Origin of the sequence: Desulfurobacterium thermolithotrophum DSM 11699 (assembly GCF_000191045.1) — a bacterium.
In the GTDB taxonomy this organism is placed as follows: Bacteria; Aquificota; Aquificia; order Desulfurobacteriales; family Desulfurobacteriaceae; genus Desulfurobacterium; species Desulfurobacterium thermolithotrophum.
Map to the genome: position 1 here is coordinate 836,314 of NC_015185.1, position 23,519 is coordinate 859,832.

The 23,519-nt window shown below is 35.0% G+C and carries 23 protein-coding genes; 11 read left to right on the forward strand and 12 right to left on the reverse strand.

Annotated elements, in window-relative coordinates; translation table 11 throughout:
* Positions 1-81: 81 nt before the first annotated feature.
* Complete coding sequence (gene cooS, locus DESTER_RS04280; protein ID WP_013638427.1) at positions 82-2,043, forward strand: anaerobic carbon-monoxide dehydrogenase catalytic subunit; 1,962 nt, start codon at positions 82-84, stop codon at positions 2,041-2,043.
* A 49-nt stretch (positions 2,044-2,092) separates the two neighbouring features.
* Positions 2,093-2,398, forward strand: a complete 306-nt coding sequence (locus tag DESTER_RS04285) for a nitrous oxide-stimulated promoter family protein (RefSeq protein ID WP_013638428.1) — start codon at positions 2,093-2,095, stop codon at positions 2,396-2,398.
* 6 nt (positions 2,399-2,404) lie between these two features.
* Here the strand turns inward: DESTER_RS04285 and DESTER_RS04290 are convergent, their stop codons facing one another.
* Positions 2,405-3,055 carry a Crp/Fnr family transcriptional regulator gene (locus DESTER_RS04290; RefSeq protein WP_013638429.1) on the reverse strand — a complete coding sequence of 217 codons (651 nt, stop codon included), beginning with the start codon at positions 3,053-3,055 and terminating at the stop codon, positions 2,405-2,407.
* A gap of 135 nt (positions 3,056-3,190) precedes the next feature.
* Here DESTER_RS04290 and groES point away from each other — a divergent pair, with 135 nt between their 5' ends.
* Positions 3,191-3,481 carry a co-chaperone GroES gene (groES, locus tag DESTER_RS04295; protein WP_013638430.1) on the forward strand — a complete coding sequence of 97 codons (291 nt, stop codon included), beginning with the start codon at positions 3,191-3,193 and terminating at the stop codon, positions 3,479-3,481.
* 27 nt (positions 3,482-3,508) lie between these two features.
* Positions 3,509-5,152 carry a chaperonin GroEL gene (groL, locus tag DESTER_RS04300; protein ID WP_013638431.1) on the forward strand — a complete coding sequence of 548 codons (1,644 nt, stop codon included), beginning with the start codon at positions 3,509-3,511 and terminating at the stop codon, positions 5,150-5,152.
* 148 nt (positions 5,153-5,300) lie between these two features.
* On the opposite strand, the gene DESTER_RS08175 is transcribed toward groL, so the two are convergent.
* The 3 genes from DESTER_RS08175 to DESTER_RS04315 all read right to left on the reverse strand — a co-directional run bounded on the left by DESTER_RS08175 (position 5,301) and on the right by DESTER_RS04315 (position 8,468).
* Positions 5,301-6,320, reverse strand: coding sequence for a GGDEF domain-containing protein (locus tag DESTER_RS08175; protein ID WP_218914911.1), 1,020 nt, complete (start codon positions 6,318-6,320; stop codon positions 5,301-5,303).
* A gap of 75 nt (positions 6,321-6,395) precedes the next feature.
* Positions 6,396-7,652 (reverse strand): serine hydroxymethyltransferase, encoded by a 1,257-nt coding sequence (locus DESTER_RS04310; RefSeq protein WP_013638432.1) that lies wholly within the window; start codon positions 7,650-7,652, stop codon positions 6,396-6,398.
* Between the two features lie 57 nt (positions 7,653-7,709).
* Positions 7,710-8,468, reverse strand: coding sequence for a pseudouridine synthase (locus tag DESTER_RS04315; protein WP_013638433.1), 759 nt, complete (start codon positions 8,466-8,468; stop codon positions 7,710-7,712).
* Between the two features lie 348 nt (positions 8,469-8,816).
* Between DESTER_RS04315 and DESTER_RS04325 the strand changes: the two genes are divergently transcribed.
* A complete protein-coding gene (locus DESTER_RS04325; RefSeq protein ID WP_041737412.1) occupies positions 8,817-9,881 on the forward strand; it encodes a transposase in 1,065 nt (354 codons plus the stop codon).
* 239 nt (positions 9,882-10,120) lie between these two features.
* Here DESTER_RS04325 and DESTER_RS04330 read toward each other — a convergent pair whose 3' ends face one another.
* Complete coding sequence (locus tag DESTER_RS04330; protein WP_244829514.1) at positions 10,121-11,308, reverse strand: RNA-guided endonuclease InsQ/TnpB family protein; 1,188 nt, start codon at positions 11,306-11,308, stop codon at positions 10,121-10,123.
* A gap of 92 nt (positions 11,309-11,400) precedes the next feature.
* Here DESTER_RS04330 and deoC point away from each other — a divergent pair, with 92 nt between their 5' ends.
* The 5 genes from deoC to DESTER_RS04355 are packed head-to-tail and all read left to right on the forward strand — an operon-like array spanning position 11,401 to position 14,930.
* Positions 11,401-12,063 carry a deoxyribose-phosphate aldolase gene (gene deoC / locus DESTER_RS04335; RefSeq protein WP_013638436.1) on the forward strand — a complete coding sequence of 221 codons (663 nt, stop codon included), beginning with the start codon at positions 11,401-11,403 and terminating at the stop codon, positions 12,061-12,063.
* Positions 12,041-12,871, forward strand: a complete 831-nt coding sequence (ribF, locus tag DESTER_RS04340; RefSeq protein WP_013638437.1) for a riboflavin biosynthesis protein RibF — start codon at positions 12,041-12,043, stop codon at positions 12,869-12,871. Before deoC ends, ribF begins: the two co-directional genes overlap by 23 nt.
* 1 nt (position 12,872) lies before the next feature.
* A complete protein-coding gene (era, locus tag DESTER_RS04345) occupies positions 12,873-13,793 on the forward strand; it encodes a GTPase Era (RefSeq protein ID WP_013638438.1) in 921 nt (306 codons plus the stop codon).
* A gap of 13 nt (positions 13,794-13,806) precedes the next feature.
* The gene (locus DESTER_RS04350) at positions 13,807-14,217 is read left to right on the forward strand and encodes a hypothetical protein (protein ID WP_013638439.1); all 411 of its coding nucleotides are present in this window, start codon (positions 13,807-13,809) and stop codon (positions 14,215-14,217) included.
* On the forward strand, positions 14,214-14,930 hold the full coding sequence (locus tag DESTER_RS04355; protein WP_013638440.1) for a pseudouridine synthase: 717 nt from the start codon (positions 14,214-14,216) through the stop codon (positions 14,928-14,930). The genes DESTER_RS04350 and DESTER_RS04355 overlap by 4 nt, the downstream gene beginning before the upstream one ends.
* On the opposite strand, the gene DESTER_RS04360 is transcribed toward DESTER_RS04355, so the two are convergent.
* The 5 genes from DESTER_RS04360 to DESTER_RS04380 form a co-directional block, all read right to left on the reverse strand.
* Complete coding sequence (locus tag DESTER_RS04360; RefSeq protein ID WP_013638441.1) at positions 14,913-15,581, reverse strand: histidinol phosphate phosphatase domain-containing protein; 669 nt, start codon at positions 15,579-15,581, stop codon at positions 14,913-14,915. The genes DESTER_RS04355 and DESTER_RS04360 overlap by 18 nt on opposite strands.
* A 77-nt stretch (positions 15,582-15,658) precedes the next feature.
* Positions 15,659-16,147, reverse strand: coding sequence for a type IV pilin protein (locus tag DESTER_RS04365; protein ID WP_013638442.1), 489 nt, complete (start codon positions 16,145-16,147; stop codon positions 15,659-15,661).
* A gap of 74 nt (positions 16,148-16,221) precedes the next feature.
* Positions 16,222-16,647, reverse strand: a complete 426-nt coding sequence (locus tag DESTER_RS08490; RefSeq protein ID WP_274529602.1) for a type IV pilin protein — start codon at positions 16,645-16,647, stop codon at positions 16,222-16,224.
* A 61-nt stretch (positions 16,648-16,708) separates the two neighbouring features.
* Positions 16,709-19,897: a BadF/BadG/BcrA/BcrD ATPase family protein gene (locus DESTER_RS04375; RefSeq protein ID WP_013638444.1), complete on the reverse strand. Its 3,189-nt coding sequence runs from the start codon at positions 19,895-19,897 to the stop codon at positions 16,709-16,711.
* Complete coding sequence (locus tag DESTER_RS04380; protein ID WP_013638445.1) at positions 19,890-20,873, reverse strand: IS5-like element ISDeth1 family transposase; 984 nt, start codon at positions 20,871-20,873, stop codon at positions 19,890-19,892. Before DESTER_RS04380 ends, DESTER_RS04375 begins: the two co-directional genes overlap by 8 nt.
* Before the next feature lie 79 nt (positions 20,874-20,952).
* Between DESTER_RS04380 and DESTER_RS04385 the strand changes: the two genes are divergently transcribed.
* The gene (locus DESTER_RS04385; protein WP_013638446.1) at positions 20,953-21,492 is read left to right on the forward strand and encodes a hypothetical protein; all 540 of its coding nucleotides are present in this window, start codon (positions 20,953-20,955) and stop codon (positions 21,490-21,492) included.
* A 31-nt stretch (positions 21,493-21,523) separates the two neighbouring features.
* On the opposite strand, the gene gatB is transcribed toward DESTER_RS04385, so the two are convergent.
* Both gatB and DESTER_RS04395 read right to left on the reverse strand, forming a co-directional pair.
* On the reverse strand, positions 21,524-22,981 hold the full coding sequence (gatB, locus tag DESTER_RS04390; RefSeq protein ID WP_013638447.1) for an Asp-tRNA(Asn)/Glu-tRNA(Gln) amidotransferase subunit GatB: 1,458 nt from the start codon (positions 22,979-22,981) through the stop codon (positions 21,524-21,526).
* Positions 22,982-23,045: 64 nt separating this feature from the next.
* On the reverse strand, positions 23,046-23,435 hold the full coding sequence (locus DESTER_RS04395) for a toprim domain-containing protein (RefSeq protein WP_013638448.1): 390 nt from the start codon (positions 23,433-23,435) through the stop codon (positions 23,046-23,048).
* Positions 23,436-23,519: the final 84 nt, after the last annotated feature.

Below are 23,519 nucleotides of genomic sequence, written 5' to 3' on the forward strand. Positions count from 1 at the left end.
GTTTGATTTAAGTCAAGGTAACTTGCAGAAAAAAGTTTTACTATTGATTTAGAGGCTAAAAACATATTTAGGAGGAAAAGGATGTTTGGATTCTTTGGAAGGAAAGGACAGGAAGAGAAGAAAAAAGAAGAAAATTTCTGCGTAGAGTCAGATCTTTCAAAAGGTATAGGACTTAAAGTGCCAAGTTTTCATGAAAGCGTTAATTACATGTACCAAAAAGTTAAAGAAGCTCAGCTTTCAAACGTTACCGATAGATTTGAAGCTATGGAAGCAGTTAGATGTAAGTTCTGTAAAGAAGGTGTTTCTTGCCAGCTTTGTTCAATGGGGCCTTGTAGAATTACTCCTAAGACTCCAAGAGGAGTATGTGGAATTGATGTTCATGGAATAGTAATGAGAAATCTTCTTATTAAAGCTAACATGGGACTTTCAGCCTATACCTATCACTGTAGAGAAGCTGCTTTAACGCTTCTTGAAACAGCAAAGGGAAATACAATTTATGAGATTAAAGACCCTTCAAAAATCGACCTTCTTGCAGAAGTTCTTGATATAGATACATCTCTCCCACTTAATGAAAAGGCAAAGCTTGTTGCTGAAGGAGTTCTTAAAAGCCTTTCCCAGAATGATTATTCTGTTTTTGTAGAAAAACTTGCTCCAGAAAGTAGAAAAGAAGTTTTTAGAAAACTTGGGATAATGCCTAAAGGTCCTATGAATGAGCTTGTTGATTCTGTAACAAGGTCTATGACAAATATTGATGGTGACTATATATCTTTAGCACTTGCAGCTTTAAGAAATGGTGTAGCTTCAGCATTTGGAACTCTTATACCACTTGAAATAATTCAGGATGCACTTTATGGAACACCAACTCCGCATGAGTGTGAAGTAGATTTTGGAGTCCTTGATCCAGATTATGTAAATATCCTTCCAAACGGTCACGAACCATTTGTTGGTATGGCTTTAGTAGAAGTTGCTAAAGACCCTGAAATTCAGAAGATGGCAAGAGAAGCCGGTGCAAAAGGAGTGAAGATTGTAGGTTCTATTGAAACCGGTCAAGAAATGATGGCAAGACTGCAGTGTGGAGATGTCTTTGCAGGCCTTACATCAAACTGGATTTCCATTGAATACTTCCTCTCTACGGGTGCAGTTGATGTTTTTGCAATGGACATGAACTGTTCACTCGCAAATCTTAAAGAATATGCCGATAAGTACAACTTCAAGCTTGTTGCTGTCTCTAACCTCATTGGAGTTCCAGGCTCTATAAGACTTGAGTATAAACCTGGAAAAGAGAAGGAAATAGCAAAAGAAATCATTAAGATAGCAATTGAAAACTTTAAAGAGAGAAAAAATAAACCTAACACAGACGTTTCAAGATTCAAACAAAAAGCTATTGTTGGATTTTCTGCAGAAGCTATAGTTAATGCTCTTGGAGGTAGCTTAAATCCTCTACTTGAAGTAATTAAGAATGGAGATATTAAAGGAGTTGTAGCCCTTGTTAACTGTACTTCTTTGGCTAACGGTCCACAAGACAGCATGACTGTTCAAATTGCAAAGGAACTCATAAAAAGAGATATCCTTGTAATAGGTGCAGGTTGTGGAAATGCAGGTCTTCAAAAGGCAGGATTAGAAACTATTGAAGCTGTTGATAAGTATGCAGGACCAAAACTTGCAGGTATATGTAAAGCTCTTGGAATACCACCGGTGTTATCGTTTGGTACCTGTACGGATACAGGAAGAATTATTATGACGGTTATAGCTATTGCAAATGCTCTTGGTGTTGATCCATCTCAGCTTCCTGTAGCAGTTACAGCTCCTGAATATATGGAACAAAAGGCTGTAATTGACGGATTTTCTGCAGTTGCAATGGGACTTTACACTCACGTTTCACCTGTTCCTCCAGTTACAGGATCAGATAAAGTTGTTAAGCTTCTTACAGAAGAAGTAGAAGGACTTACAGGAGGTAAGATAGCTGTAGGTGATGATCCTATTGTAGCTGCAGATGGAATAGAAGAACATATCATGAAAAAAAGAGAAGCTCTTGGAATATAATTCTTTTTCCCTCCCTATGGGGAGGGAACTTTAACTATTGGAGAAAAGAATGTCTCTTGAAAGAGAAAAAGAGACTTTACAGAAAATGTTTAAAATTTACTGTAAGGCAAAACATGGCTCTCAAAACGGAGAACTTTGTAGCGAATGCAAAGAGCTTCTTGACTATGCTCTTAAAAGATTAGACCTTTGTCCTTTCAAAGAAGAAAAACCAAGTTGTAAAAAGTGTACTATTCATTGTTACCAACCGGAAAAAAGAAAAAAAATTAAAGAAGTAATGAGATTTAGTGGACCAAGGCTCCTTCTTTACGATCCTTTTAATTGGCTTATCCATAAAGTAAAAGAAAGAACAAAATAACTTATGCTATTCAGATAACTCAGATAAAGCTTTTTTGTTTAGAATTTTTACTTTATTTCCGTCTTTTTTAATAACTTCCATTAATTTAAGTTTTGAGAGAACTCTAGAAACTGTTTCTTTTGTTAAACCCAATTGCATTGCAACTATATTTGTTCTGAATTCAATTTCATTATTATTTGTTTCCTCAACTTTTTTCAAAATGTAAAAGGACACCTTAGAAAGTGCGTCTTTAAGAGAAAGGCTTTCTATTAAATTCGTAAGATAAATTAGCCTTTTAGACATAATGGTAAGTAATTTGATAGCTATTTCTGGATCTTCTCTCATAAGCTCAAGAAACTGCTTTCTTGAAATGAAAAGTATTTTACTATCTTCTAAAGTTTCTGCCCATACTGGAAAATTTTCTCCAGTAAAGCTTGCAGCTTCTCCAAAAAAGACTGGACTTGAAAAAATTCTAAGTATTTGTTCTTTTCCTTTTTTAGTTTTATAGATCTTTATTTTTCCCTTTAGTAAGATGTAAAAACCTTCTGCCTTTTGTGATGGATTAAATATTATCTTTCCTTTAGTGTATTGTTTGAGGATAGAAATTTCTTCTAATTTTCTTAGTTGTTTTTCAGAAAGTCCAGAAAGAAGCTGTACTTTTTTTAAAACTTCAATCAAATTTTCCTCCAAAAAAACGTTTTTGTTCAATTATACAGAAAGGTTGACATCTAGATTTTCTGCTCTAAATTTATAGTTAGCAATTAGCACTCACTCAAGGTGAGTGCTAAAAATCAGATAAAGGAGGGTGACGGGATGAAACTCAAGCCACTTTATGACAGAGTAGTAGTTAAGAAAGTAGAAGTAGAACAGAAAACAGCAGGGGGAATTATCTTACCTGATACAGCAAAGGAAGAGTCCCAAATTGGTGAAGTTATAGCTGTTGGAGAAGGAAAGGTTCTTGAAAACGGAGACGTAAGAGCTCTAAAAGTAAAAGTTGGAGATAAAGTTCTCTTCAGCAAGTACGCTGGAAACGAAGTTGAAATTGATGGTGAAAAGCTTCTTGTAATCAGAGAAGAAGATATCTTAGCTATCGTAGAAGAGTAATTAAAAAACAATCGAGGGAGGTGAAAAATGGCAGGAAAGGAAATTATCTTTGCTGATGAAGCTAGACAAAAAATTAAAGCTGGTGTAGATAAACTTGCAAACGCTGTTAAGGCTACAATGGGACCAGGTGGAAGAAACGTTGTTCTCGAAAGAAAGTTTGGTTCTCCAGTAGTAACAAAGGACGGTGTTACTGTTGCAAAGGAAATCGAACTTCCAGATCCAGTTGAAAACATTGGAGCTCAGCTTGTAAAAGAAGTAGCTCAAAAGACAGCTGACAAAGCTGGTGACGGTACAACAACAGCTACAGTTCTTGCTCAAGCAATCTTTAATGACGGTCTTAAATTCATCACAGCTGGAGACAACGCTATTGAAGTTAAGAGAGGAATTGACGAAGCTGTTAAAGTTATCGTTGATGAACTTAAAAACATTTCCAAGCCAGTAGAAACAAAAGAACAAATTGCTCAAGTAGCTACAATTTCTGCTAACTACGATAGAGAAATTGGTGAACTTATCGCTGAAGCTATGGACAAAGTCGGTAAAGAAGGTGTTATTACAGTAGAAGAAGCTAAAGGTCTTGAGACCACACTTGAAGTTGTAGAAGGTATGCAGTTTGATAGAGGATACCTCTCTCCATACTTCGTAACAGACCCAGACAAAATGGAATGTGTTCTAGAAAATCCATACATCCTCATTTATGGCAAGAAAATTTCTAACATTAGAGAGCTTCTTCCAGTACTTGAAGCTGTAGCAAGAGAGGGAAGACCACTCCTTATCATTGCTGAAGATGTAGAGGGTGAAGCTCTTGCTACACTTGTAGTAAACAAACTTCGTGGAACACTTCAAGTATGTGCTGTTAAGGCTCCTGGCTTTGGTGAAAGAAGAAAAGCAATGCTCCAAGACATTGCTATCCTTACAGGTGGAACAGCAATCTTAGAAGACCTTGGAATCAAGCTTGAAAACGTTACAATTGATATGCTTGGTCAAGCTGATAAGGTTGTTGTTGACAAAGAGCACACAACAATCATCGGCGGTAAAGGAAAAGCAGAAGACATCGAAGGAAGAGTTAAGCAGATTAAAGCTGAGCTTGAAAAAGCTACATCTGAATACGACAAAGAAAAACTTCAAGAAAGACTCGCTAAGCTCGCTGGTGGCGTAGCTATCATCAAGGTTGGCGCTGCTACAGAAGCTGAGCTTAAAGAAAAGAAAGCTCGTGTTGAAGACGCACTTCACGCTACAAGAGCTGCAGTAGAAGAAGGTATCGTTCCAGGTGGTGGAACTGCTCTCATTGCAGCTGCTCAAAAACTTGAAGACCTAATTAAGAAGCTTGATGAAGCTGGTGAAGTAGATAAAAGACACGGTGTTGAAATTGTTAAAAAGGCTGTTGAAGCTCCACTAAGACAAATTGCTGCAAACGCTGGTTATGCTGGTGAAGTAATTGTCGAGAAAGTGAAAGAATTTATCAAGGAAAAAGGCCACGAGTGGGGCTTCAATGCAAGAAAAGGTGAATTTGAAAACCTTGTTGAAGCTGGTGTAATTGACCCAGCTAAAGTTGAAAGAGTTGCTCTTCAAAACGCTGCATCTGCAGCAGGTCTACTCCTTACAACTGAAGCTACAGTAACTGAAATTCCTGAAAAGGAAGAAAAGAACATGCCATCAATGCCTGAGTATTAATAGATAATCGAAGCTAAAAATGAAGGGGGCTTGAAAGCCCCCTTTTTTTATTTCTTTTTTTAAACGCTTGGCTCTACTCTATTTCTACCTTTCTTTTTAGCAAGATAAAGTTTTTCATCGGCTTCTTTTATTAGGTTATCCAAACTTTCTACCCCCCCCCTAACTTTTGTTCAGCAACTCCTATACTGATTGTGATTTTTCCAGCAAAGGGAAAAATAGTATTTTCTACCTTTTTTCTAAGCTTTTCTGCAACATTTATTGCTCCTTTAATGTCTGTTCCAGGAAGTACAATTAAAAACTCTTCTCCCCCATATCTACCAACTATATCTATTTTTCTAATAGTTTCCTTTAGAATTTTCCCAAGTTTTTTAAGAACTAAATCTCCAATTTGATGTCCATAAGTATCATTTACGCGTTTGAAATGATCTATATCTAGCATCAAAATAGATAAAGGCTGATTAAATCTTTTACTCTTTTCATATTCTTCTTTCAATTTATCAAGTAGTTTTCTTCTGTTGTATATTTCTGTTAAAGGATCTATTTCTATTAAGCTCTTTATACTTGATTGATAATTGTCTATAAATAACCTGTAAATAAAAACAATGATAGTAAAAGTGATGTATGAGAGAATAGCTTCTATATGAGTTAAAAGATGTTCTGTAGTTAAAGAATGTTTAATTAGTAAACTAGCGGTTATAGTTTTGCTATTATTTATTTGGTTTCCTGAGTTAATTAACTCAAGAAGAAAAACAATACCATTTATGATTAGAGGAATTAATGAAATTAATAAAGTTATTTTGAAATTATAGAAAATTCCAGCCAGAAGAGGAATCAAAGAAAACCAAAAAAGAACATAAACATATCCTGAACTTAGATAATACGTAAAAGTAAAAATAACCGAAAAAATTAAAATAATAGGAACTAAACTTCCTTTTCCTTTTTTCAAAAAAATTATAGCTATAAAAAGAAATAAGAAAAATAAAAAATCTATAAATAAAAATTCATGTAATCCAAAAAGAAAATTTTTAATAATTGCTATTAATTTTATAACAAAAGCTATTAATAAACCAATTCCTAAAAGACAATTATAGCTTTTATTAAACTCTTCCCCCGTAACGTCGTTTAAAAAGAAACACTCATTAATCCACTTCTTTATGTTTTTGTTCATTATTCATCCAAAATTAGTTCTATTTTAAATTTTAACAAAAATGAAAGCAGGGCTTTAAAGCCCTGCGCTAAAAGTTTAAGAATATACTTCTTTTAGGTCTTCATAAAGTGGATACTTACCACAGATTTCAAGAACTTCTTGTTTAACCTTTTCAATTACTGATTCGTCATTGATGTTGTTTAGAACCTCAGCTATAAGCTGAGCAATTCTTCTTGCTTCGTCTTCTTTAATTCCCCTTGTTGTTATTGCAGGAGTTCCGATTCTGATACCGCTTGTTACAAATGGGCTCCTTGTGTCAAATGGAATTGTGTTTTTGTTTACTGTAATGTTTGCCTTTCCAAGGGCAGCTTCAGCCTCTTTTCCAGTAATTCCCTTATCTGTAAGGTCAACAAGCATAAGGTGAGTATCAGTTCCACCTGACACAAGTCTAAAACCTTGTCTTTGGAGTTCTTCGGCCATTGCTTTAGCATTCTTTACAACTTGCTCTTGATATTTTTTAAAGTCTTCAGTTTGAGCTTCCTTAAACGCAACAGCTTTTGCTGCAATTACGTGCATGAGAGGTCCACCTTGAAGTCCCGGGAATATAGCTTTATCAATTTCCTTTGCAAATTCAGCCTTACACATTGTTACACCACCACGAGGACCTCTCAAAGTCTTGTGAGTCGTTGTTGTAACAAAGTGACAAGCTTCTATTGGAGATGGATGAAGTCCAGTAACAACAAGTCCAGCAATGTGAGCAATATCAGCTAAAAGGAGAGCTCCAACTTCATCTGCAATTTCTCTGAACTTATTAAAATCAATTACTCTCGGATAAGCAGAAGCACCACAAATAATAAGCTTTGACTTGTGTTCCTTAGCTAAGCTGTAAACTTGATCAAAGTCTATAGTTTCAGTATCTTTTCTAACTCCATATTGAACAACATTAAAGTACTTTCCTGTCATGTTGACAGGAGAACCGTGGGAAAGGTGTCCACCATGGGAAAGATTCATTGAGAGGATTGTATCTCCAGGTTTTAGTACAGCAAGATAAACAGCTTGATTTGCCTGAGAACCTGAGTGTGGCTGAACGTTCACGTGCTCAGCTCCAAAGAGCTCCTTACACCTTTCAATTGCAAGTTTTTCAACAATATCAACACACTCACATCCACCATAGTACCTTTTTCCAGGATAACCTTCTGCATACTTGTTAGTAAGAACAGAACCTTGAGCTTCCATTACTGCTTCACTTGTAAAGTTTTCAGAAGCAATAAGCTCAAGGTGCTCATTCTGTCTTTTGTACTCACACTTTAGTGCCTCAAAAACTTCTGCGTCAACTTTCCTAAGATGCTTCATTTTATTACCTCCATTAATTGATTTCAAACTCATTTCTTTGCAGCGAAATGATACATTTTAAGATGTAGGAGTGTCCAATCCAGTTACTTCTTTAAGCTTTTTAACTTCTTCTGGTGTTAGCTCTCTATACATTCCTTTTGGTAAATTGCCAAGTTTAAGAGGTCCAATAGCTATTCTCTTTAACTTTAAGACTCCATGATCAAATCTATCAAAAAATCTTCTAACAACTCTGTTTTTCCCAATATCAAAACTTATCTGAACGTAAGTATTTCTACCAGTTCTACTTGGCTTTAAAAGTTTAATGTCTATAGGTTTTGCAAAGAAAGGTTTCCCTTTATCATCTACCAGTTTTGCTCCTTTTTTCATTCTCTCAATTTCAGCTGGAGTTACTCTTCCCTTTACTTTTGCTATGTAAGTCTTGGGAATATGGTATCTTGGATGAGCAAGTCTTTCTGCGAGCTCTCCGTCGTTTGTCATGAGAAGAAGTCCTTCTGTGTTGTAGTCAAGTCTCCCAACTGGAAAGAGCCTTACAGGATACTTTCTGAAATAATCTGCAACTATAGGTCTTTTATCTCCCGGTTCTCTTTCCATTGCTGTTAAAACACCTTGAGGTTTGTTAAAAGCAAGATAAATAAATCTTTTGGGTAGTCTAACTCTTTCTCCATCAACTCTTACTTCATCTTTCTTAGGATCAACTTCAACTGCAGGATTTTCAACTACTTCACCATTTACTGTAACTCTTCCTTGTTTTATCAGCTCTTCAACTTTTCTCCTTGCTCCAAGCCCTGCATATGCAAGAAATTTATTTAAACGCATCTTTACCTCCTTGCAAACAGTTTTTGATTACATTACATTTCCTTATAAATCATTAGTCTTTATACCACTTGTCACTTCTATATCTCGAATATAAATTCATCCTAGAACATCAAAAAGGAGTCCTACCTTGCTCCTTACCCTATCTATCTCTACTACCAAAAAAAGCATCTACAATAAACTGAAAAGAGCTTCAAAAACCTTCCAGCAGTTTAAAAACCTCCTTTATCTGTGTGCATTAGAATATCACAAAAACACAAAAGACATAAAAACCTTCCTCTCCAAAACATTCCTTGAAAAGTTTGTAAAGGGTAGAGAAACCCTCCCTTTTGAGAATGAAAAAATTAAAGAATGGAAAAAGAATTGGTAATCCTGTGGACTGAAAGAATAGGTTCAGACACGGTAAAAGCTATCGTTGGAATGGTAGTAAAAGAGTTTAAAAGCATCTTAGAGAAGTGGAAAATAGGAGAAAAAGCATCACTCCCAAAACCAAGAAAGCTAAATACTCTTTACTCCTTCACTCTTGAAACAAATCCTAATATGATAGTTGACAAGAGAAAACTTCAAGGAAAAAGAAAATCCAACCATATAGTGGTTAGAATAGGAAAAGATTATGGAGCAGTTAAGTTTAAAATTCCAGAAAATTTAAAAGTAGAACACGTCAAGATAAACTGGACAGCATTAAGAAAAGTAACTTACCTAATAAGCTATGAAGTTTCTGAAAGTGAAGTTAATCTAAACAAAGAGTTTTTCCTCTCAATTGACTTGGGAGTCAAGAATTTGATTTCTGCAGTTTCCAACAAAGAGGATTTACCGTCGTTTATCATCAATGGCAATCCCTTAAAAGCATTCAACCAATGGGTAAACAAGCTATCAGCAAAACTCCAAAGTGAAGGAAAAGAATTAGAACACAAGAAGCTTTGGAATTACAGGAAAAAGAGAATTAATCAACTGTTTGGAACTGTATCCAATTTCATAGTTGCTTTATGTTTAAAAGAAGGAATAGGGAAAGTAGTCATTTCCGATAGCTTAACAGAGGAGTATCAAAAGGAGGGAACAAAAGGAAAAAGGTTTAACCAAACTTTCAGACACATACCACTTGGAAAACTCATTCAAAAACTTGAATACAAGTGCAGATTAGCAGGGATAGAGTTTCTCAAAGAACCCGAAACCTATACTTCCCAAATTTCAGCAGTAACAGGGAACATAGAGGAAATTTCTGGAAAGAGTAAGGAAGAACTTACGGAAGAAGATATCAATAAACTACAATTTACAGGAAAAAGAGTCAGAAGAGGTCTTTTCAAAGACCTGAAGATCAGCAAAGTTTTCAATGCAGACCTTAATGGAGCTTTAAACGTTGCGATTAAGAAGTTAGGAAAAAGTGTCAGAGAAAAATTTCTCAAACTTCCCAACTAGTTAGACAAGTTGTGTAGAGCTGTTAAGTTAACTCTTCTTTCTCACTTAAAGTATTCTGCGAGTCCTCTCTTTCAGAGAATAGCAGATAGTAGTTCCTACCTTGCAAGAGGTAGCGAAGTATTAATGAAAGCTATCATTTTTCAGATGTCGGTTCCAATTTAAATTATAGTTTTAACTACAAATTGTTGAGGATAAATCGTCAACTACTCCTCCCTGACAGAAGGAGCTTGTAGCTGATGCTAACAGGTAGCACCGCTACATTGGGACGGTTGGCAGCGCCCCACTGGGAGGGATATACCACTCCCAGTCCCGACTTCTCCTCTTTGGAGAGAAGCCAGATAGTTTTTAACTATGTTCCTGCTGGCGTTAAGGTCAGCGTTAAGGGAGTAACTACAATGTTTGCAGACAAAGTGAGACTGGTCAATTCGGTTAGAACGAGAAATGTGTCCGCATCTGCTACACTTTTGAGAGGTGTAGCGTGCATCTACATAAACCACTCTTATTCCCTTAGCTTGAGCTTTATACTCTATAAACTGCTGGAGCTGTGCAAAGTTCCAGCTGTGTATCCAGCGTCTATTTTGCTTGTTAACCTTAATCCTTTTCCTGATTCCTTTGAGCTTCTCAAGGACAATTACTCCACCAGCAGGAACAAGGCTAACTATCTCCTTTGCTATCCTATGGTTAATAGCAGTCCGAAACCGTTTCTCCTTCTGGGAAAGTGTCTTGAGGTGCCTCTTTGCAGAAGGAGTGCCTTTGGACTGCAATCTCTTGCGAAGTGCAAAATATCTTTCGGAAACTGCCCTTATGTGTCCCCCATCAAAGAACTTGTTAATTTTTCCGTCAGGAGTAGAAACTACCGCAAGGTTACGGAGACCAAGGTCAACTCCGACAAAGTAGTTAACAGGTTCTACATCGGGGAATTCCTTTTCACAGGTAATGTTGAGAAAGAACTTTTTAAGTCTCTTGTCATACTTGAGATTCGCAGAAGTAACTCTCCAGTCAAGGTATTGCTTGAAGTAATCAGGAACTTTTACCTTAAACTTCTGTCTTCCTTTAACGGTAGCGAGGGAGACTTCTTCTCTTTCCAGCCAAACAGTATAGGAACGCCTATCATAACGGATAGCAGGATTGTTGCTCTGAGGACATTTGCTTTTGAGTCCTTTCTTCTTTCTCTTGATTGCAGATTTGAGGCTTTCAGTAGCTACAACCCTTGCAGAAATAACGAGTTGAGAAGGGAGAGAGGTTTTTTCTCTTACCGTGTAATAGGTAAGTTTGTGGAGCTCAATCCCGTTCCAAGTTTTTGCACTCCAACCAACTTTACAAGTATAGTTGTAGGCAAACTTATACTGCTCAATGGTTTCAAGGAGTGTTTGTTTCTGTTCTTCAGTAGGTTTAAGAACAAGTTTAAGAGTGCGTTGCAGTTTCATATTCATATATTACTTCAATACCTGCAAACTTTCAAGTGCGGTCTCTTCCTCTCCCTGACGGAAGGGGTCTCCAACCGCAAGGAGGAAAAAAGATGAACATGAATAATTCTGTGTTACCAAAAATAGACTATTCTGTTTTAAAAGCTACAGCTACAGAAAGTGATATTATTGAAGCTGCTAAAGATACTGAAAAATTTAACTTTGCTACGCTCTGTGTATTTCCAAAACATATAGAAATAGCTAGGAAGATACTTCCAGAAAAGAAAGTCTCTACAGTTATTGGTTTTCCTCTTTCTCCTATTCCATTAAGTTTAAAGCTTAAGGAAATTGAATTTTCTTTAGAAAAAGGAGCAGGAGAGTTTGACATAGTAGTTAACCTGAGTGCTATTAAGGAAAAAAACTGGACTGAAGTTGAAAAAGAGTTAAAAGAAATTCGTAAACTGACAGACAAAAAGGTAATTAAGCTTATATTTGAATGCTGCTATTTAACAGAAGAGGAAAAAAGAGTCCTTTGTAAATTAGCTATCGAAAACGGCTGGGATTACTTAAAAACATCTACAGGTTATGGAAAGTACGGTGCTAAAGGTGAGGATGTAAAACTTCTTGTTAGCTGTTCACAAGGTAGAGCAAAAGTAAAGGCTTCTGGAGGTATTCGAAATCTTGAATCTACACTTAAATTTATAGAACTTGGAGCAGACAGAATAGGTACTAGTGCTGGTAAAGAGATTGCTTATGAAGTGTTGCATTGTAGGTAAATTTGAATCTTTCCACAAAGGACATCAGTCTCTTATAAAAGAGGCAAAAGAAAAGTGTAACGAAGTCTTTATTATCTCAATAAAAAAGTGGAAAGATGGAATTTTTTCTGATAAAGAAAGAGAGCTCCTTGCTGAAAAATTCAAAGTAAAACTAATAACTTTCAACTTTGAAGAAATAAAAGATTTAACCCCAGAAGAGTTCTTTTTGAAATTAAAAGAAGCTGGATGCCAAAAGCTTTTTGCTGGAGAAGATTGGAAATTTGGTAAAGGAAGAGCTGGAAATATATTTACTGCACAAGAGCTTGGAAAAAAACTTGAAATAGAGGTAAAAGTCCTTCCAATCAAGAAGTTCAATGGAAAAAAAATAGGTACCAGCGAAATTCGGAAACTATTACAGGAAGGAAAGATATCTGAAGCTAACAAACTTTTGGGATTTAACTATTTTTGCTTAGGAAAGGTTAAGGAAGGAAACAAACTTGGTAGAAAAATAGGATTTCCAACTTTAAATATAGAACCTGAAAAAGAGTTATTAATGCCAAATGGTGTTTATGAAGTTAGAGTCATTGTAGATAGCAAACACTTTAAAGGAATAGCAAATCTTGGGAAAAGGCCAACAGTTAGTTCTGCAGGAAAGAAAGTCTTAGAAGTTCATGTACCTGATATTTTACTTCCAGAGCTCTATGGAAAGGAGTTAAAGATTGAGTTCTTAAAGTTTTTAAGGTCTGAAAAAAAGTTTTCTTCTATTGAAGAACTAAAAACACAGATTAAATTAGATGTAGAAAACCTAAAACGTCTTTGGAGGAGTTAGATTGGAAGAACAAAAAGAAAAGTTTAAGTCAGGTTATGTTGCTATTTTAGGAAGGCCAAATGTAGGTAAATCAACTTTACTTAATAGTTTTCTTGGAACAAAAGTTGCTATTGTTACAGATAAACCACAAACTACCAGACATAGAATTATTGGCGTTAAACATCTTAAAGATGCGCAAATTGTTTTTCTTGATACTCCTGGAATTCATAAGGAAAAGTTTGAGCTTAACCGTTATATGAACGAAATAGCTTTCGGTGTAATTCCGGATGCTGACATAATTTTATTCTTAATTGATGCAAGATCTGGTTTTACAGAAGTTGATAAAAAAATTCTTCAAAAGATAGGAGAAGAGAAAAGAAAAGATACAAAAGTAATTGTAGTTATTAACAAAATAGACGGAGTTCCAAAGGAAGAACTCCTTCCTTTAATAGACGAAATTCATAAAGAATTTCCTTTTGTTAGTGATATAGTTCCCCTTTCTGCTACAAGAGGAACAAACCTTGATAGATTATTAGATCTTTTGGTTAAGTATCTTCCGGAAGGTCCTAAGTACTATGAAGACCATATGTTGACTGATATGCCCTTAGAGCAGTATGTAGCAGAAATAATTAGAGAAAAAATAATGCTCCTTACAAGAGAAGAAGTTCCTCACGCAGTTACAGTTCAAGTTTTAAACATTCAACCGGGAGACAAAGATCCTAACATGTTGGTTATAGATGCTGATATAGTTGTAGAAAAGGATTCTCAGAAAGCCATTGTAATTGGTAAAGGAGGACAGAGACTTAAACGAATTGGCAAGTTAGCAAGAGAAGAGCTTGAGCAACTTCTTGGAAAAAGAGTTTATCTTCGTCTCTGGGTAAAAGTTAAAGAAGGATGGAGAGATAGATTAGACCAACTTAGAGGTCTTGGTTATTCTTATTAAAGGAGTAAAAGTTATGAATTCCCTATTGAAAGCATTTTTTGTCTACGCTTACTCATTTGTAGCTATCTTTATGCTTAATAGTTTAATTATTGCTTTACTTTTAAAAGTAGGAGTTAGCCTTACTTTTGGAAGAGTATTTAGCTTTATTATAACTCCTCTTGTTCTTTTCTTTACTTATAAGATATCAGTAAAGAAGTTTATTGACTTTCCTATAGACGAAGAAAAAATTTCTAAAGCATGGCTTTTTCAGTTTATTCCGTTTTTCCTAGTTTCTTTAGTGCTTTTTAGGATTTTATCGACTCTTATTCCTAAGCCGTCCTTGATGGTTTTTGTTTTTCTGAATTTAGAGCTCTTTGTTATCTACATTACTTTTAAATTCTCTGTAGAAAAAATCTTAAAAACTAAAGGTAAAGAGAGAAGATGAGACTGGATAAACTTCTTGCAGATTCAGGATTTGGAACCCGTTCTCAAGTTAAGAGATTGATAAAAAAGGGCTTTGTCACAGTAAATGGAGAAACTATAAAAGATCCTTCTTTCAATGTAGATCCTCAAAAAGATGAAGTTTTAGTTGATGGTGAACTTGTTGAATATGAAAAGGATTACTATCTAATACTTCATAAACCTCAAGGTTATATCACTTCTACAAAAGATAGACAGATGACTGTTATGGAGTTAATTGCAGATATTCCAAGGTTTGAAAGACTTTTTCCTGTTGGAAGGCTTGACAAAGATGCAGAAGGGTTACTCCTTATAACAAACGATGGAGAACTTGCACATCGTTTAACTCATCCAAAGTGGAAAGTTCCAAAAGTTTACTTTGTTGTAGTTGAAGGTAAACTGAATGAAGAAAATTTAGAGCCTTTAAAGAAAGGTATTGAGCTTAAAGATTTCAGAGCAAAACCTGCAAAGGTAAGAATATTAAAGGCAGAGGAAAGTGAATCAGAAGCAGAAATAGAAATTACTGAAGGCAAATACCATCAGGTAAAGAGAATGTTTGAAAAAATAGGTCATCCTGTAAAATACCTAAGAAGAATCCAGTTTGGAAACCTTAAATTAGGTAATCTTCCCGTTGGTGAGTATAGATTTTTAACTAAAGAAGAACTAAAGGAGTTAAAAAAATCAGTAGGACTTGAGTAATTGCTTTTTGCAGTTTTCAACAATTTTTTCACTGTTAATAAAGCACTCTTCAACTTCTTGAATTGTTAGTCCTGCTCCAATTCCAACCTTTATCGCAAAGCTTCTTGGTATTAAATCTCCTGGGGAATGAGTATCTGTATTGATAACAAGTTTTGCGCCAATTTCTTTAGCAAGTTTTGCCACATGGCCGTTTGTTATGTTATGTCCTTTTCTTGATGTTATTTCAAGATAAATACCATTTTCCACTGCAAGTTCAACTTCCTCTTTTGTTATTAGTCCTGGATGAGCAAGAATATCTGCTTTCCCTTCAATTGCAGCTCTGTTTGTTCCAGAAGCAACAGGCTCAACAACAGTTTCTCCATGAACAACTACTAATTTGGCTCCTGTTTCTCTACACTTTTGAATCAATTCAGGAATCTTAACAGGAGGAACATGGGTAATTTCAACTCCAGGAATAACTGTTAAAGATGTGTTTTCATTTAAAATATCCACTGTTTCATAAAGCCTTTCAAGAACAAACCTGTAGTTTGAATAATCAACGTGATCTGTTATTGCCAGAGCTCTATATCCTATACTTTCAGCTCTTCTTACAAGTTCACTTGGAATGAGTTCTCCATCGCTAAAGATTGTGTGGGTATGTAGATCTATCATCAAAATTCCTTTTAATCTTCAAATTTTTTGGAATTATAAGTCGAAAGCTTCCCAATATCAAATATATGATAACCATTTTATCTTGATTGGGCAAGAATTATCCATACTGGTGATGGAAAATCATTATTAGGTGTAGCATTGGGACAATCTAAGTCTTGAAGTTCATATCCCTGAAAACTTTTTTTATAGTAAATTGTATCCGTTTCACTCTGATAGGCATAGATTTTATCTCCCATTTTGTGTTTTGTGCAAAAGTTTGCATAATCTCTATATACCTTAGCTACTGCTTTAATATTCTTAGATAAGTATCTATGCTCAAACTCTCCAACTTTAACAACATTTTCTGAAGTAATATTAAAAGTAGAAAAAGCTATAAAGTTTTGATTAATAGAATAGTACGAAAGTTCATCATTAATTAAGTTTTTTAAATCATATAAAGCATTGTTATCGTAAGCATTTATTCTAAACAACCTATAACTTACAATAGATATAGAAAACAAAATAGATATTACAGTAATTACAATTAAAAGCTCAATGAGTGTAAATCCCTCATTTTTTATTTTCATTTTTAATTCCCAAAACTATTAGAAAAGAAAGGAGGGAATTTCCCCTCCTCTTCTACAAATAGAAATATTCAATATTAGTAGGAAATAGCACTGCTCTTGTGGTTACATATTGTTGAATTATTTTCATAAAAAGTTGGTTCTCCACCTTCTGTGGAATTATAGTAAACACAATCGTTATTTCCAAAATGCTCATTATAAACTTCTAAAGTAAATGAGTTATTATTTGGAACATTAATGTAAATTTTGTTACCTTTAGAAGTTTTGATTCCCAGTTTTGTTCCGTTATCTGTGTAATTATCGTTCTCTGCAAAGTAAGCTTCTTCTGCAGCAATTACATTGTGAGCATCAGACTTCATAGCCGCAATATATGCCTTCTCCTTATACTTACTAAACTGAGGCACTGCAATTGCTGCTAAGATTGCTATAATAGCAATAACAATGAGAAGCTCAACAAGTGTAAACCCTTTTCTTAACTCTTTACTTCTTAACGATTTCTTCACCAACATAAAACCTCCTCCTTTTAAAATTTTTTTGTACTTTTAAAAGTATATCAAAAGTATATCACTTTTTCGTATATAACTTTTTTCTCATTCTATCTTTTAAAAAGTAATCTATCGTTTCTACTCTAATCTTTATAGAACCGGCAGGACGGTTTTCATCTATCTCGTGAAACGTAAAGTAAGGAGTATTACTCTTCTCCATAATTTCTTCAATTAAAGAATAAATTGGAGCATCATGACCACATCTAAAGTTTGACAAATCAAGAACTGCAAGATTAGGATGTCCTGCTGCATATAAAGCACCCCATACTTTTTTGTTTGTATTTTCACTGTATGCTTTTTTCCAAACATCTCTTATCTTGAATGGATCTCTTTCTTTGAATACTTTCTTTAAAAATTCTTCCTTGGTAGGTAAGGACTCTATCGTTAAAATTGGATATCCTCTCTTTTGGAGCTCTTCCAATATTCCGTGATTGATACCTGGATCGTTATGATAAGGTCTTCCAAGAACAAGAATACCTATTCTGTTCTCACTTCCTAACATTTTTAGAACTTTTTCTCCTAAACTCCTCATTTCATTCTGATACTGCTTTAAAGCTTTAAAACCTTCCTTGATTGCATTTTTATTCTCAGTCTTAGTAATTTTTAGTATATCCTTAAAAGCTTCGTACATTTCGTATTCAAGGAGCCCTTCATCATGAAAGTGAAGTATAGGGTCTACAAACTCTATTCCGTTTTCTTTAAAACTATCTTTTTCTTTCGTTAAGACTGCTTTTACTGAAATTGGAGTTCCCGTTACGGTTGGACAAGCATGGGAACCTTCAGAATCTTTGAAAGAAGGAATGAGAGTTGCTATTTTCGGGAAAAAAATGACGCTAGGTTTCTTCTTTATCAAATTTCTTACATGTGCAAGAGCAACTTTGCTTGGAAAACACGGATCAATTGCACCACCTTTTAGTTCTTCTAAAACGAGTTTTTCTGAGGTGTAGTCTGAAAAAACTAAGTTTTTAACTCCTATAGATTCAAAATAACCTCTAAAAAATGGAGTAAGTGAGTAAAAGTTTAGGACTCTTGGAATTCCTACTTTCAAAGATTTTCTTTTTTCTATTATGTTTTTTCTCGAAATAATTCCAAATCTTGTAGCTTCATAAACTTCTTTGACCGGATAGCTTTTAAAAACTTTCATTGCTGATATTTCTTGAAGATTAGGGTTTTTTTCTTTTATCTTGTTTAAGAGTTTCAAGACTCTTTTAACATCTTCAATTTCTGTAACCGTTCCTTTTTCACAAGGAGCAATTATATATCTTTTAGTTTTTTCAGGAAGATTAACGTAGATAAAGGTTCTTTGACATCTATTTGTACAGAAATTACATCGTGTAGTTTCATCACTTTTAACTTCAAAGTCTAAACTCTCGAGGGCATCAAGTCCTATAAAGTTTGTTGTTCCGTTATATTGCCTTATTGATTCAATAGCTGTACCAAAAGCTCCTGCTTCTCCCGTTATTGGATGAACAAAGATTTCAGCATCCGGTACTTTTTCTTTTATGAAATCGTATTGAGCTTTTACAGCTGCAAGATTCTTTTGAGTTCCTCCTTGAAGAAGGAATCGTCTTCCAAGTTTTCTTAAGTTCGGTTCCTTAACGACATAAAGCCAAATGTTTTTAGGAAGAACCTTTGCAAGTCCTGCCATTATCTCGTGAGGTTGCCAACCAAGCCTTTGGAAGTTAACTATGTCTTGTTCTAAAAAGACAGCACAACCAAAATTAAAACGGGGAACATAGTTAGCTTTAAAAGCAACATCTGCAAACTCTTCAACTTTGTAGCCAAACTTTTCAGCGGTTGACTGGAGAAAATAACCGTTTCCTGCAGAACACTGGGTGTTGAGCTTAAAATCTTTAACTTCTCCATTTTTCATTATCATTACTTTAATATCTTGACCGCCAACATCAACAATTACGTCAACGTCTTTAAAAAAATGTTTTGCAGATATTGTATGAGCAACTGTTTCAACAACCGCAACATCTGCTCCTATTGTTTCCTTCAGCATTTCCTTTGCGTATCCAGTGACACCAACAGAAAGAATTTGGAGCTGTGCACCTTTTTTTTCTATCTGATTTCTTAACTGCCTAACTACTTTTTTTACGTCTTCAAGAGGATTTCCGGCAGAAAGAGTATATGCTGTTGCTAACAACTTTCCATTTTCATCAACAAGGACTGCTTTTGTAGAAGTAGATCCGCCGTCAATTCCAAGAAATGCCTTTACCTTTTCACCTTTTTTAAATTCCTTAGGTCTAAAAGGTTTTATACTGTATCTTTTTCTAAATTCTTCAAGGTTTTCACCTTCTTTGAGTAATCCTCTTTCTCCCATTTTAGCTTTCAAAATTGCTACCGAACGCTTTGAAAATTCTAAGAGTCCATCTTTTCCTTTATAATAGCTTTCTTCATGTTCTCCAAATAAAGCTGAGCCAAGAGCTGCGTAGTATTGAGAATTTGTAGGAAGTAAAACACTTTTGTCATCAAATGAAAGTCCCTTTTCCTTCCAAAGTTTTTCAAGATGGTACTTCCAACCTTCCACCAGAGCCGGAAAAAAAGTGTTTGGTCCTCCAAGTAGTAAAACAACAGGACGGAGAGTATGACCTCGAGTAAGAACTGCAAAATTTTGAATGATTATTGCATTAAAAAGAGAAATAAGAAGTTCATCTGATGGAATTCCAGCTTTTTGAAGACTGTTTATGTCCGTTTCTGCAAAAACTCCACACTTTGCTGCAACAGGATGAATTTTACTAGGATCAAAGCAAATAGATGTTGCAACTTCAGAAGGAATTTTCAATTTTGATATAATTCTATCTATAGTAGCGCCAGTTCCTCCTGCGCATTTATCATTCATAGTAGTAATTTTTCTTTTCACATTCCCTGCTTCTATCCAAAAAATCATCTTTGCATCTTGTCCTCCGAGCTCTACAACGGAATTTACTTCGGGATGAAACTTTTCTACAGCAAGACTTACAGCATTTACTTCTTGAATAAACTTTACACTTAAAGCATCTGCTATGTCCTTTCCTCCACTTCCAGTCATAAAAAGATGAAAATCCTTTCCAGCAATTTCTTCAAACTTTTCAAGAAGCTTTAAAACTTTTTCTGTTTGCTTAGCTTCATGACGTTCATAGTGTTTAAAGACAATGTTATTCTTTTCGTCTAATAAAACTCCTTTAACAGTCGTCGAACCAACATCGATACCTGCTTTAATCATATTCCCCCCTTGAGAGTGTTTGAAAAATCATCCAGACAAAGAACAAAACTCCCATGTTAAAGAGGATAAACTTAGCTAAAACAAACAGTTGAGCTATATGAAAGCTCTTTGTTTTCTCGTAACTTCCAACATCCTGCTTAACTTCTCCAAAAATACTCTCTATCAGTCCTCTAAACCTGTAAATTTCATCAGATTCTAAAAGCTCTTTGCATTTAAGCCTAATCTCAGATTTAATTCCCTTCCTTAATGTTTCTCTCACCTTTATGTAAGGCTTTAAGCCTACTAACAGAACAAGCTCAATAAACTTAATGCTGTCATAAGCTTTGTCTCCTAAAAATGGCTTTCCTTTCAAAGCTCTCCATATAAATCCCCTTTCGTTTAACCACCTAACTATTTTCTCTCCAAGTTTCACTTCCGAAGCGTAACTCTCTCCAGGTAATGCAGTAAGAATGAACCTTTTTCCATCTTTTAGATGAACGCTTAATACAACAACTTTAACGTGGCTTTTTACCTCCTTTATCTCTTTGCCTCTTAGAATTTTCAATGGATAAATCTCATTGTATTTGAAGCCAGTTCCATCTATTATCAGAAATCTTAGTTCTTTATGATACTTCCCTAAGAGTCTTCGAGAGACAAAGTTCAGAAAATCTACAAGGAGAATGGAAGGTAGTTGCTTGAGTCGGTAATAATAGGTTGAAAAATCAGGAATATTCTCTCTTCCAAATATCTGAACTGCCAAATATTCAAGGTCTCTGAATGATAGGTTCCAGGCTACTTGGAGGAAAAGAAGGGTAAGAATTATCTCGTCAGGGTATTTCTTGGGTCTTCCTCTTTTGGTTTTAAAAGGATATAAATATACCAGTACAGCCTGTCCTCTCCGGTTCATGTATGTTTTTGATAGGTTGAGTACTTTGTGGAAATTTAGTCTTTTCGCTTTCATACCGGAGAGGATAGGCTTTTTTCTTAATTTTGGCAATTTTCAAACACCCTCTTCCCCCCTTTGGGATAATCTGTAAAAGCTGATAAAATCTTAAAAAAAAAATAAGAGGTAGGTTATGAAAAGACTATCTATAATAGCTTTAGTAATGTTAACATCATGTGTCCCTAAGCAGCAAAGTGCAAACGTAAATGTAAATAGCCATCTTGAATCTAGGATAGAAGTTTTAGAACTTAAACAATCAGAAATCTTAAAAGAACTAAAAGGTATAGAAGAAAAGCTAAATAAACTCAAAGAGGAAATTCCGAAACTTCGAGTTTCTATTGACAACATAAGACAAGACCTTTCTAAGGTAGAGGAAAAATTTCCTTTGATAGAAAAATCCATAAAAGAAACTAAAAGTTACGCATTAAAACTAAATCAAAATAGTGAGCAGAATACAGAGAAAAAATTACTAAAGCTTAAAGAAGAAATCAGTCTTCAATTTGATTCGGTAAGCAAGGAAATATCAACCATAAAAAAAGAAATAAACGCGAGTAAGGAAGATGAAAGACAAAAACTTAAGGAGTTAGAAGAGAAAATCCGAGAAATTGAAGAGAGATTATCGAATTTACGAATTCCTTCAATTAAGATAGAAGAAGTTAAACCCGAAAAATAGAAAGGAGAGAGCTTGGGCTCTCTCCTTTTCTTTAAAGTTCTTCAAGAACTTGTGGGATTAGCTGATTTAAAAGTTTTGGATTTGCCTTTCCTCTCGTTTCCTTCATTACCTGACCAATCAAGAATTTAACAGCTTTTTGTTTTTGTTTGTCGTTACCTTCTTTGTACTGTTTAACCGCTTTTTCGTTGTTTCCAAGGACTTTCTTGATAATTTCCTTGAGAGCTGATTCATCGGATATCTGAACAAGTCCTTTCTCTTCAACGATCGTTTTAGGTTCTTTTCCACTCTTAACCATTTCAGGAATGATTTCTTCCTTTGCGACTCTTAGAGATATTACCTCTTTATCAACAAGCTCAAGGAGCTGAGCAACGTGGCGAGGTTCGACTGGAGACTCTGAGATTTCAAGCTTTTCTTCGTTTAAAGCTCCAAGAAGGTCTGAAATGATAATGTTTGCAACTTTCTTTGCTTCTCCAGAATAGTTTTTAGCTGCCTCTTCAAAGAACTGGGAAAGAGCCCTATCTCTAACAAGGATATCAGCGTCGTAAGATGTAATACCGTAATCTTTTATAAATCTTTCTTTTACCTGGTCTGGAAGTTCAGGTAAAGAAGCTTTTATAGATTCAAGCCATTCATCGTCTATTATGAGAGGTGGAAGATCAGGTTCAGGGAAATATCTGTAGTCCTCAGCTTCCTCTTTCGTTCTCATTGTCTTTGTAATTCCTTTCTGGGAATCAAAGAGCCTTGTTTCCTGAACGACTTCTCCACCGCTTTTAACAACCTTTATTTGTCTTTCTATTTCATACTCAAGAGCTTTTTGAATGAATCTAAAAGAGTTAACGTTTTTAATCTCTGTTCTCGTTCCAAGTTTATCTGAACTCTTAGGTCTAATAGAAACGTTGGCGTCACATCTTAATGAACCTTCCTCAAGGTTTCCATCGTTTACACCGATCCAGACGAGGATATCCCTCAGCTTTTGCATATAAAGCCTTGCTTCCTCTGGAGTTGAGATATCAGGCTCTGAAACGATTTCAATTAGTGGTGTCCCGGCTCTATTGAGGTCAACGTAAGAGCTCCTGTCAAGTCCTTCTCCGTGAACTGTTTTTCCAGCGTCTTCTTCCATATGAATTCTTTTAATTCTTATCTTCTTTTTCGTTCCATCAGGTTTTTCAATTTCTATCCAGCCATTTTCTGCAAACGGGAGCTCGTACTGTGTTATCTGATAAGCCTTTGGAAGGTCTGGATAAAAGTAGTGTTTTCTCGCAAAAACAGAATAAGTATTAATCTTACAGTTTAGAGCAAGTGCTGCCTTTACAGCATACTCAACAGCTTTCTTATTCAGAACTGGAAGAGATCCAGGTATTCCAAGACAGACAGGACAAACGTTAGTATTTGGTGGAGCTCCAAACTCATTCTTACAGCTACAGAAAATTTTTGTCTCTGTTAAAAGCTGAGCGTGAACCTCAAGCCCGATTACTGCTTCAAACTCCATCTCCAACTCCGTTAGCTTAGTTTAGTTTGGAGGAGATTTTATCATAGCTAGTTAAAGTCTATACTTAATTAGAAAAAAACAAGCTTTGAGGTATTTTTTCTACAAATTTTACACCTGTTTCTCTTAATCTTTCCCTAAAAGAAGTATCAATCCTTAAGCCATATCCAGCTAAAAGTTTTGAAAGTTTCTCAAATATAGTTTCCCCCTCTGGATCAAAATCCATAAGAAGAACCACTCCTTCATAGATAGCAGAAAGTTCTTCTGCAATGTCATGATAATTTTTTCCTTTTAATTCAACGACATTTTGAATACTAAACTTCTCAAGAGCAAACTTATCTCTTTTTCCTTCAACTAAAATTGCCCATTTCTCATTTTTTAAAGAAAACTCTTTTAAGTCAAGAAGTAAGTTTTTGAGCATTTTAATTTTTTCTATATTTATTTTTTTACTATTCAATTTGAAATTCCTCCAATTCGTATATCTTTAGTGAATATCAAAAGATTTAAGACATTACCGAGAAGATTTAAAAAAAAATTATTC

Excerpts from the sequence above, each read along its gene's own strand:
- cooS (WP_013638427.1), top strand. The coding sequence starts at position 82 with ATGTTTGGATTCTTTGGAAGGAAAGGACAGGAAGAGAAGAAAAAAGAA.
- DESTER_RS04285 (WP_013638428.1), top strand. The coding sequence starts at position 2,093 with ATGTCTCTTGAAAGAGAAAAAGAGACTTTACAGAAAATGTTTAAAATT.
- groES (WP_013638430.1), top strand. The coding sequence starts at position 3,191 with ATGAAACTCAAGCCACTTTATGACAGAGTAGTAGTTAAGAAAGTAGAA.
- groL (WP_013638431.1), top strand. The coding sequence starts at position 3,509 with ATGGCAGGAAAGGAAATTATCTTTGCTGATGAAGCTAGACAAAAAATT.
- DESTER_RS08175 (WP_218914911.1), bottom strand. The coding sequence starts at position 6,320 with ATGAACAAAAACATAAAGAAGTGGATTAATGAGTGTTTCTTTTTAAAC.
- DESTER_RS04310 (WP_013638432.1), bottom strand. The coding sequence starts at position 7,652 with ATGAAGCATCTTAGGAAAGTTGACGCAGAAGTTTTTGAGGCACTAAAG.
- DESTER_RS04315 (WP_013638433.1), bottom strand. The coding sequence starts at position 8,468 with ATGCGTTTAAATAAATTTCTTGCATATGCAGGGCTTGGAGCAAGGAGA.
- DESTER_RS04325 (WP_041737412.1), top strand. The coding sequence starts at position 8,817 with ATGGAAAAAGAATTGGTAATCCTGTGGACTGAAAGAATAGGTTCAGAC.
- DESTER_RS04330 (WP_244829514.1), bottom strand. The coding sequence starts at position 11,308 with ATGAAACTGCAACGCACTCTTAAACTTGTTCTTAAACCTACTGAAGAA.
- deoC (WP_013638436.1), top strand. The coding sequence starts at position 11,401 with ATGAACATGAATAATTCTGTGTTACCAAAAATAGACTATTCTGTTTTA.
- ribF (WP_013638437.1), top strand. The coding sequence starts at position 12,041 with ATGAAGTGTTGCATTGTAGGTAAATTTGAATCTTTCCACAAAGGACAT.
- DESTER_RS04350 (WP_013638439.1), top strand. The coding sequence starts at position 13,807 with ATGAATTCCCTATTGAAAGCATTTTTTGTCTACGCTTACTCATTTGTA.
- DESTER_RS04355 (WP_013638440.1), top strand. The coding sequence starts at position 14,214 with ATGAGACTGGATAAACTTCTTGCAGATTCAGGATTTGGAACCCGTTCT.
- DESTER_RS04360 (WP_013638441.1), bottom strand. The coding sequence starts at position 15,581 with ATGATAGATCTACATACCCACACAATCTTTAGCGATGGAGAACTCATT.
- DESTER_RS04365 (WP_013638442.1), bottom strand. The coding sequence starts at position 16,147 with ATGAAAATAAAAAATGAGGGATTTACACTCATTGAGCTTTTAATTGTA.
- DESTER_RS04375 (WP_013638444.1), bottom strand. The coding sequence starts at position 19,897 with ATGATTAAAGCAGGTATCGATGTTGGTTCGACGACTGTTAAAGGAGTT.
- DESTER_RS04385 (WP_013638446.1), top strand. The coding sequence starts at position 20,953 with ATGAAAAGACTATCTATAATAGCTTTAGTAATGTTAACATCATGTGTC.
- gatB (WP_013638447.1), bottom strand. The coding sequence starts at position 22,981 with ATGGAGTTTGAAGCAGTAATCGGGCTTGAGGTTCACGCTCAGCTTTTA.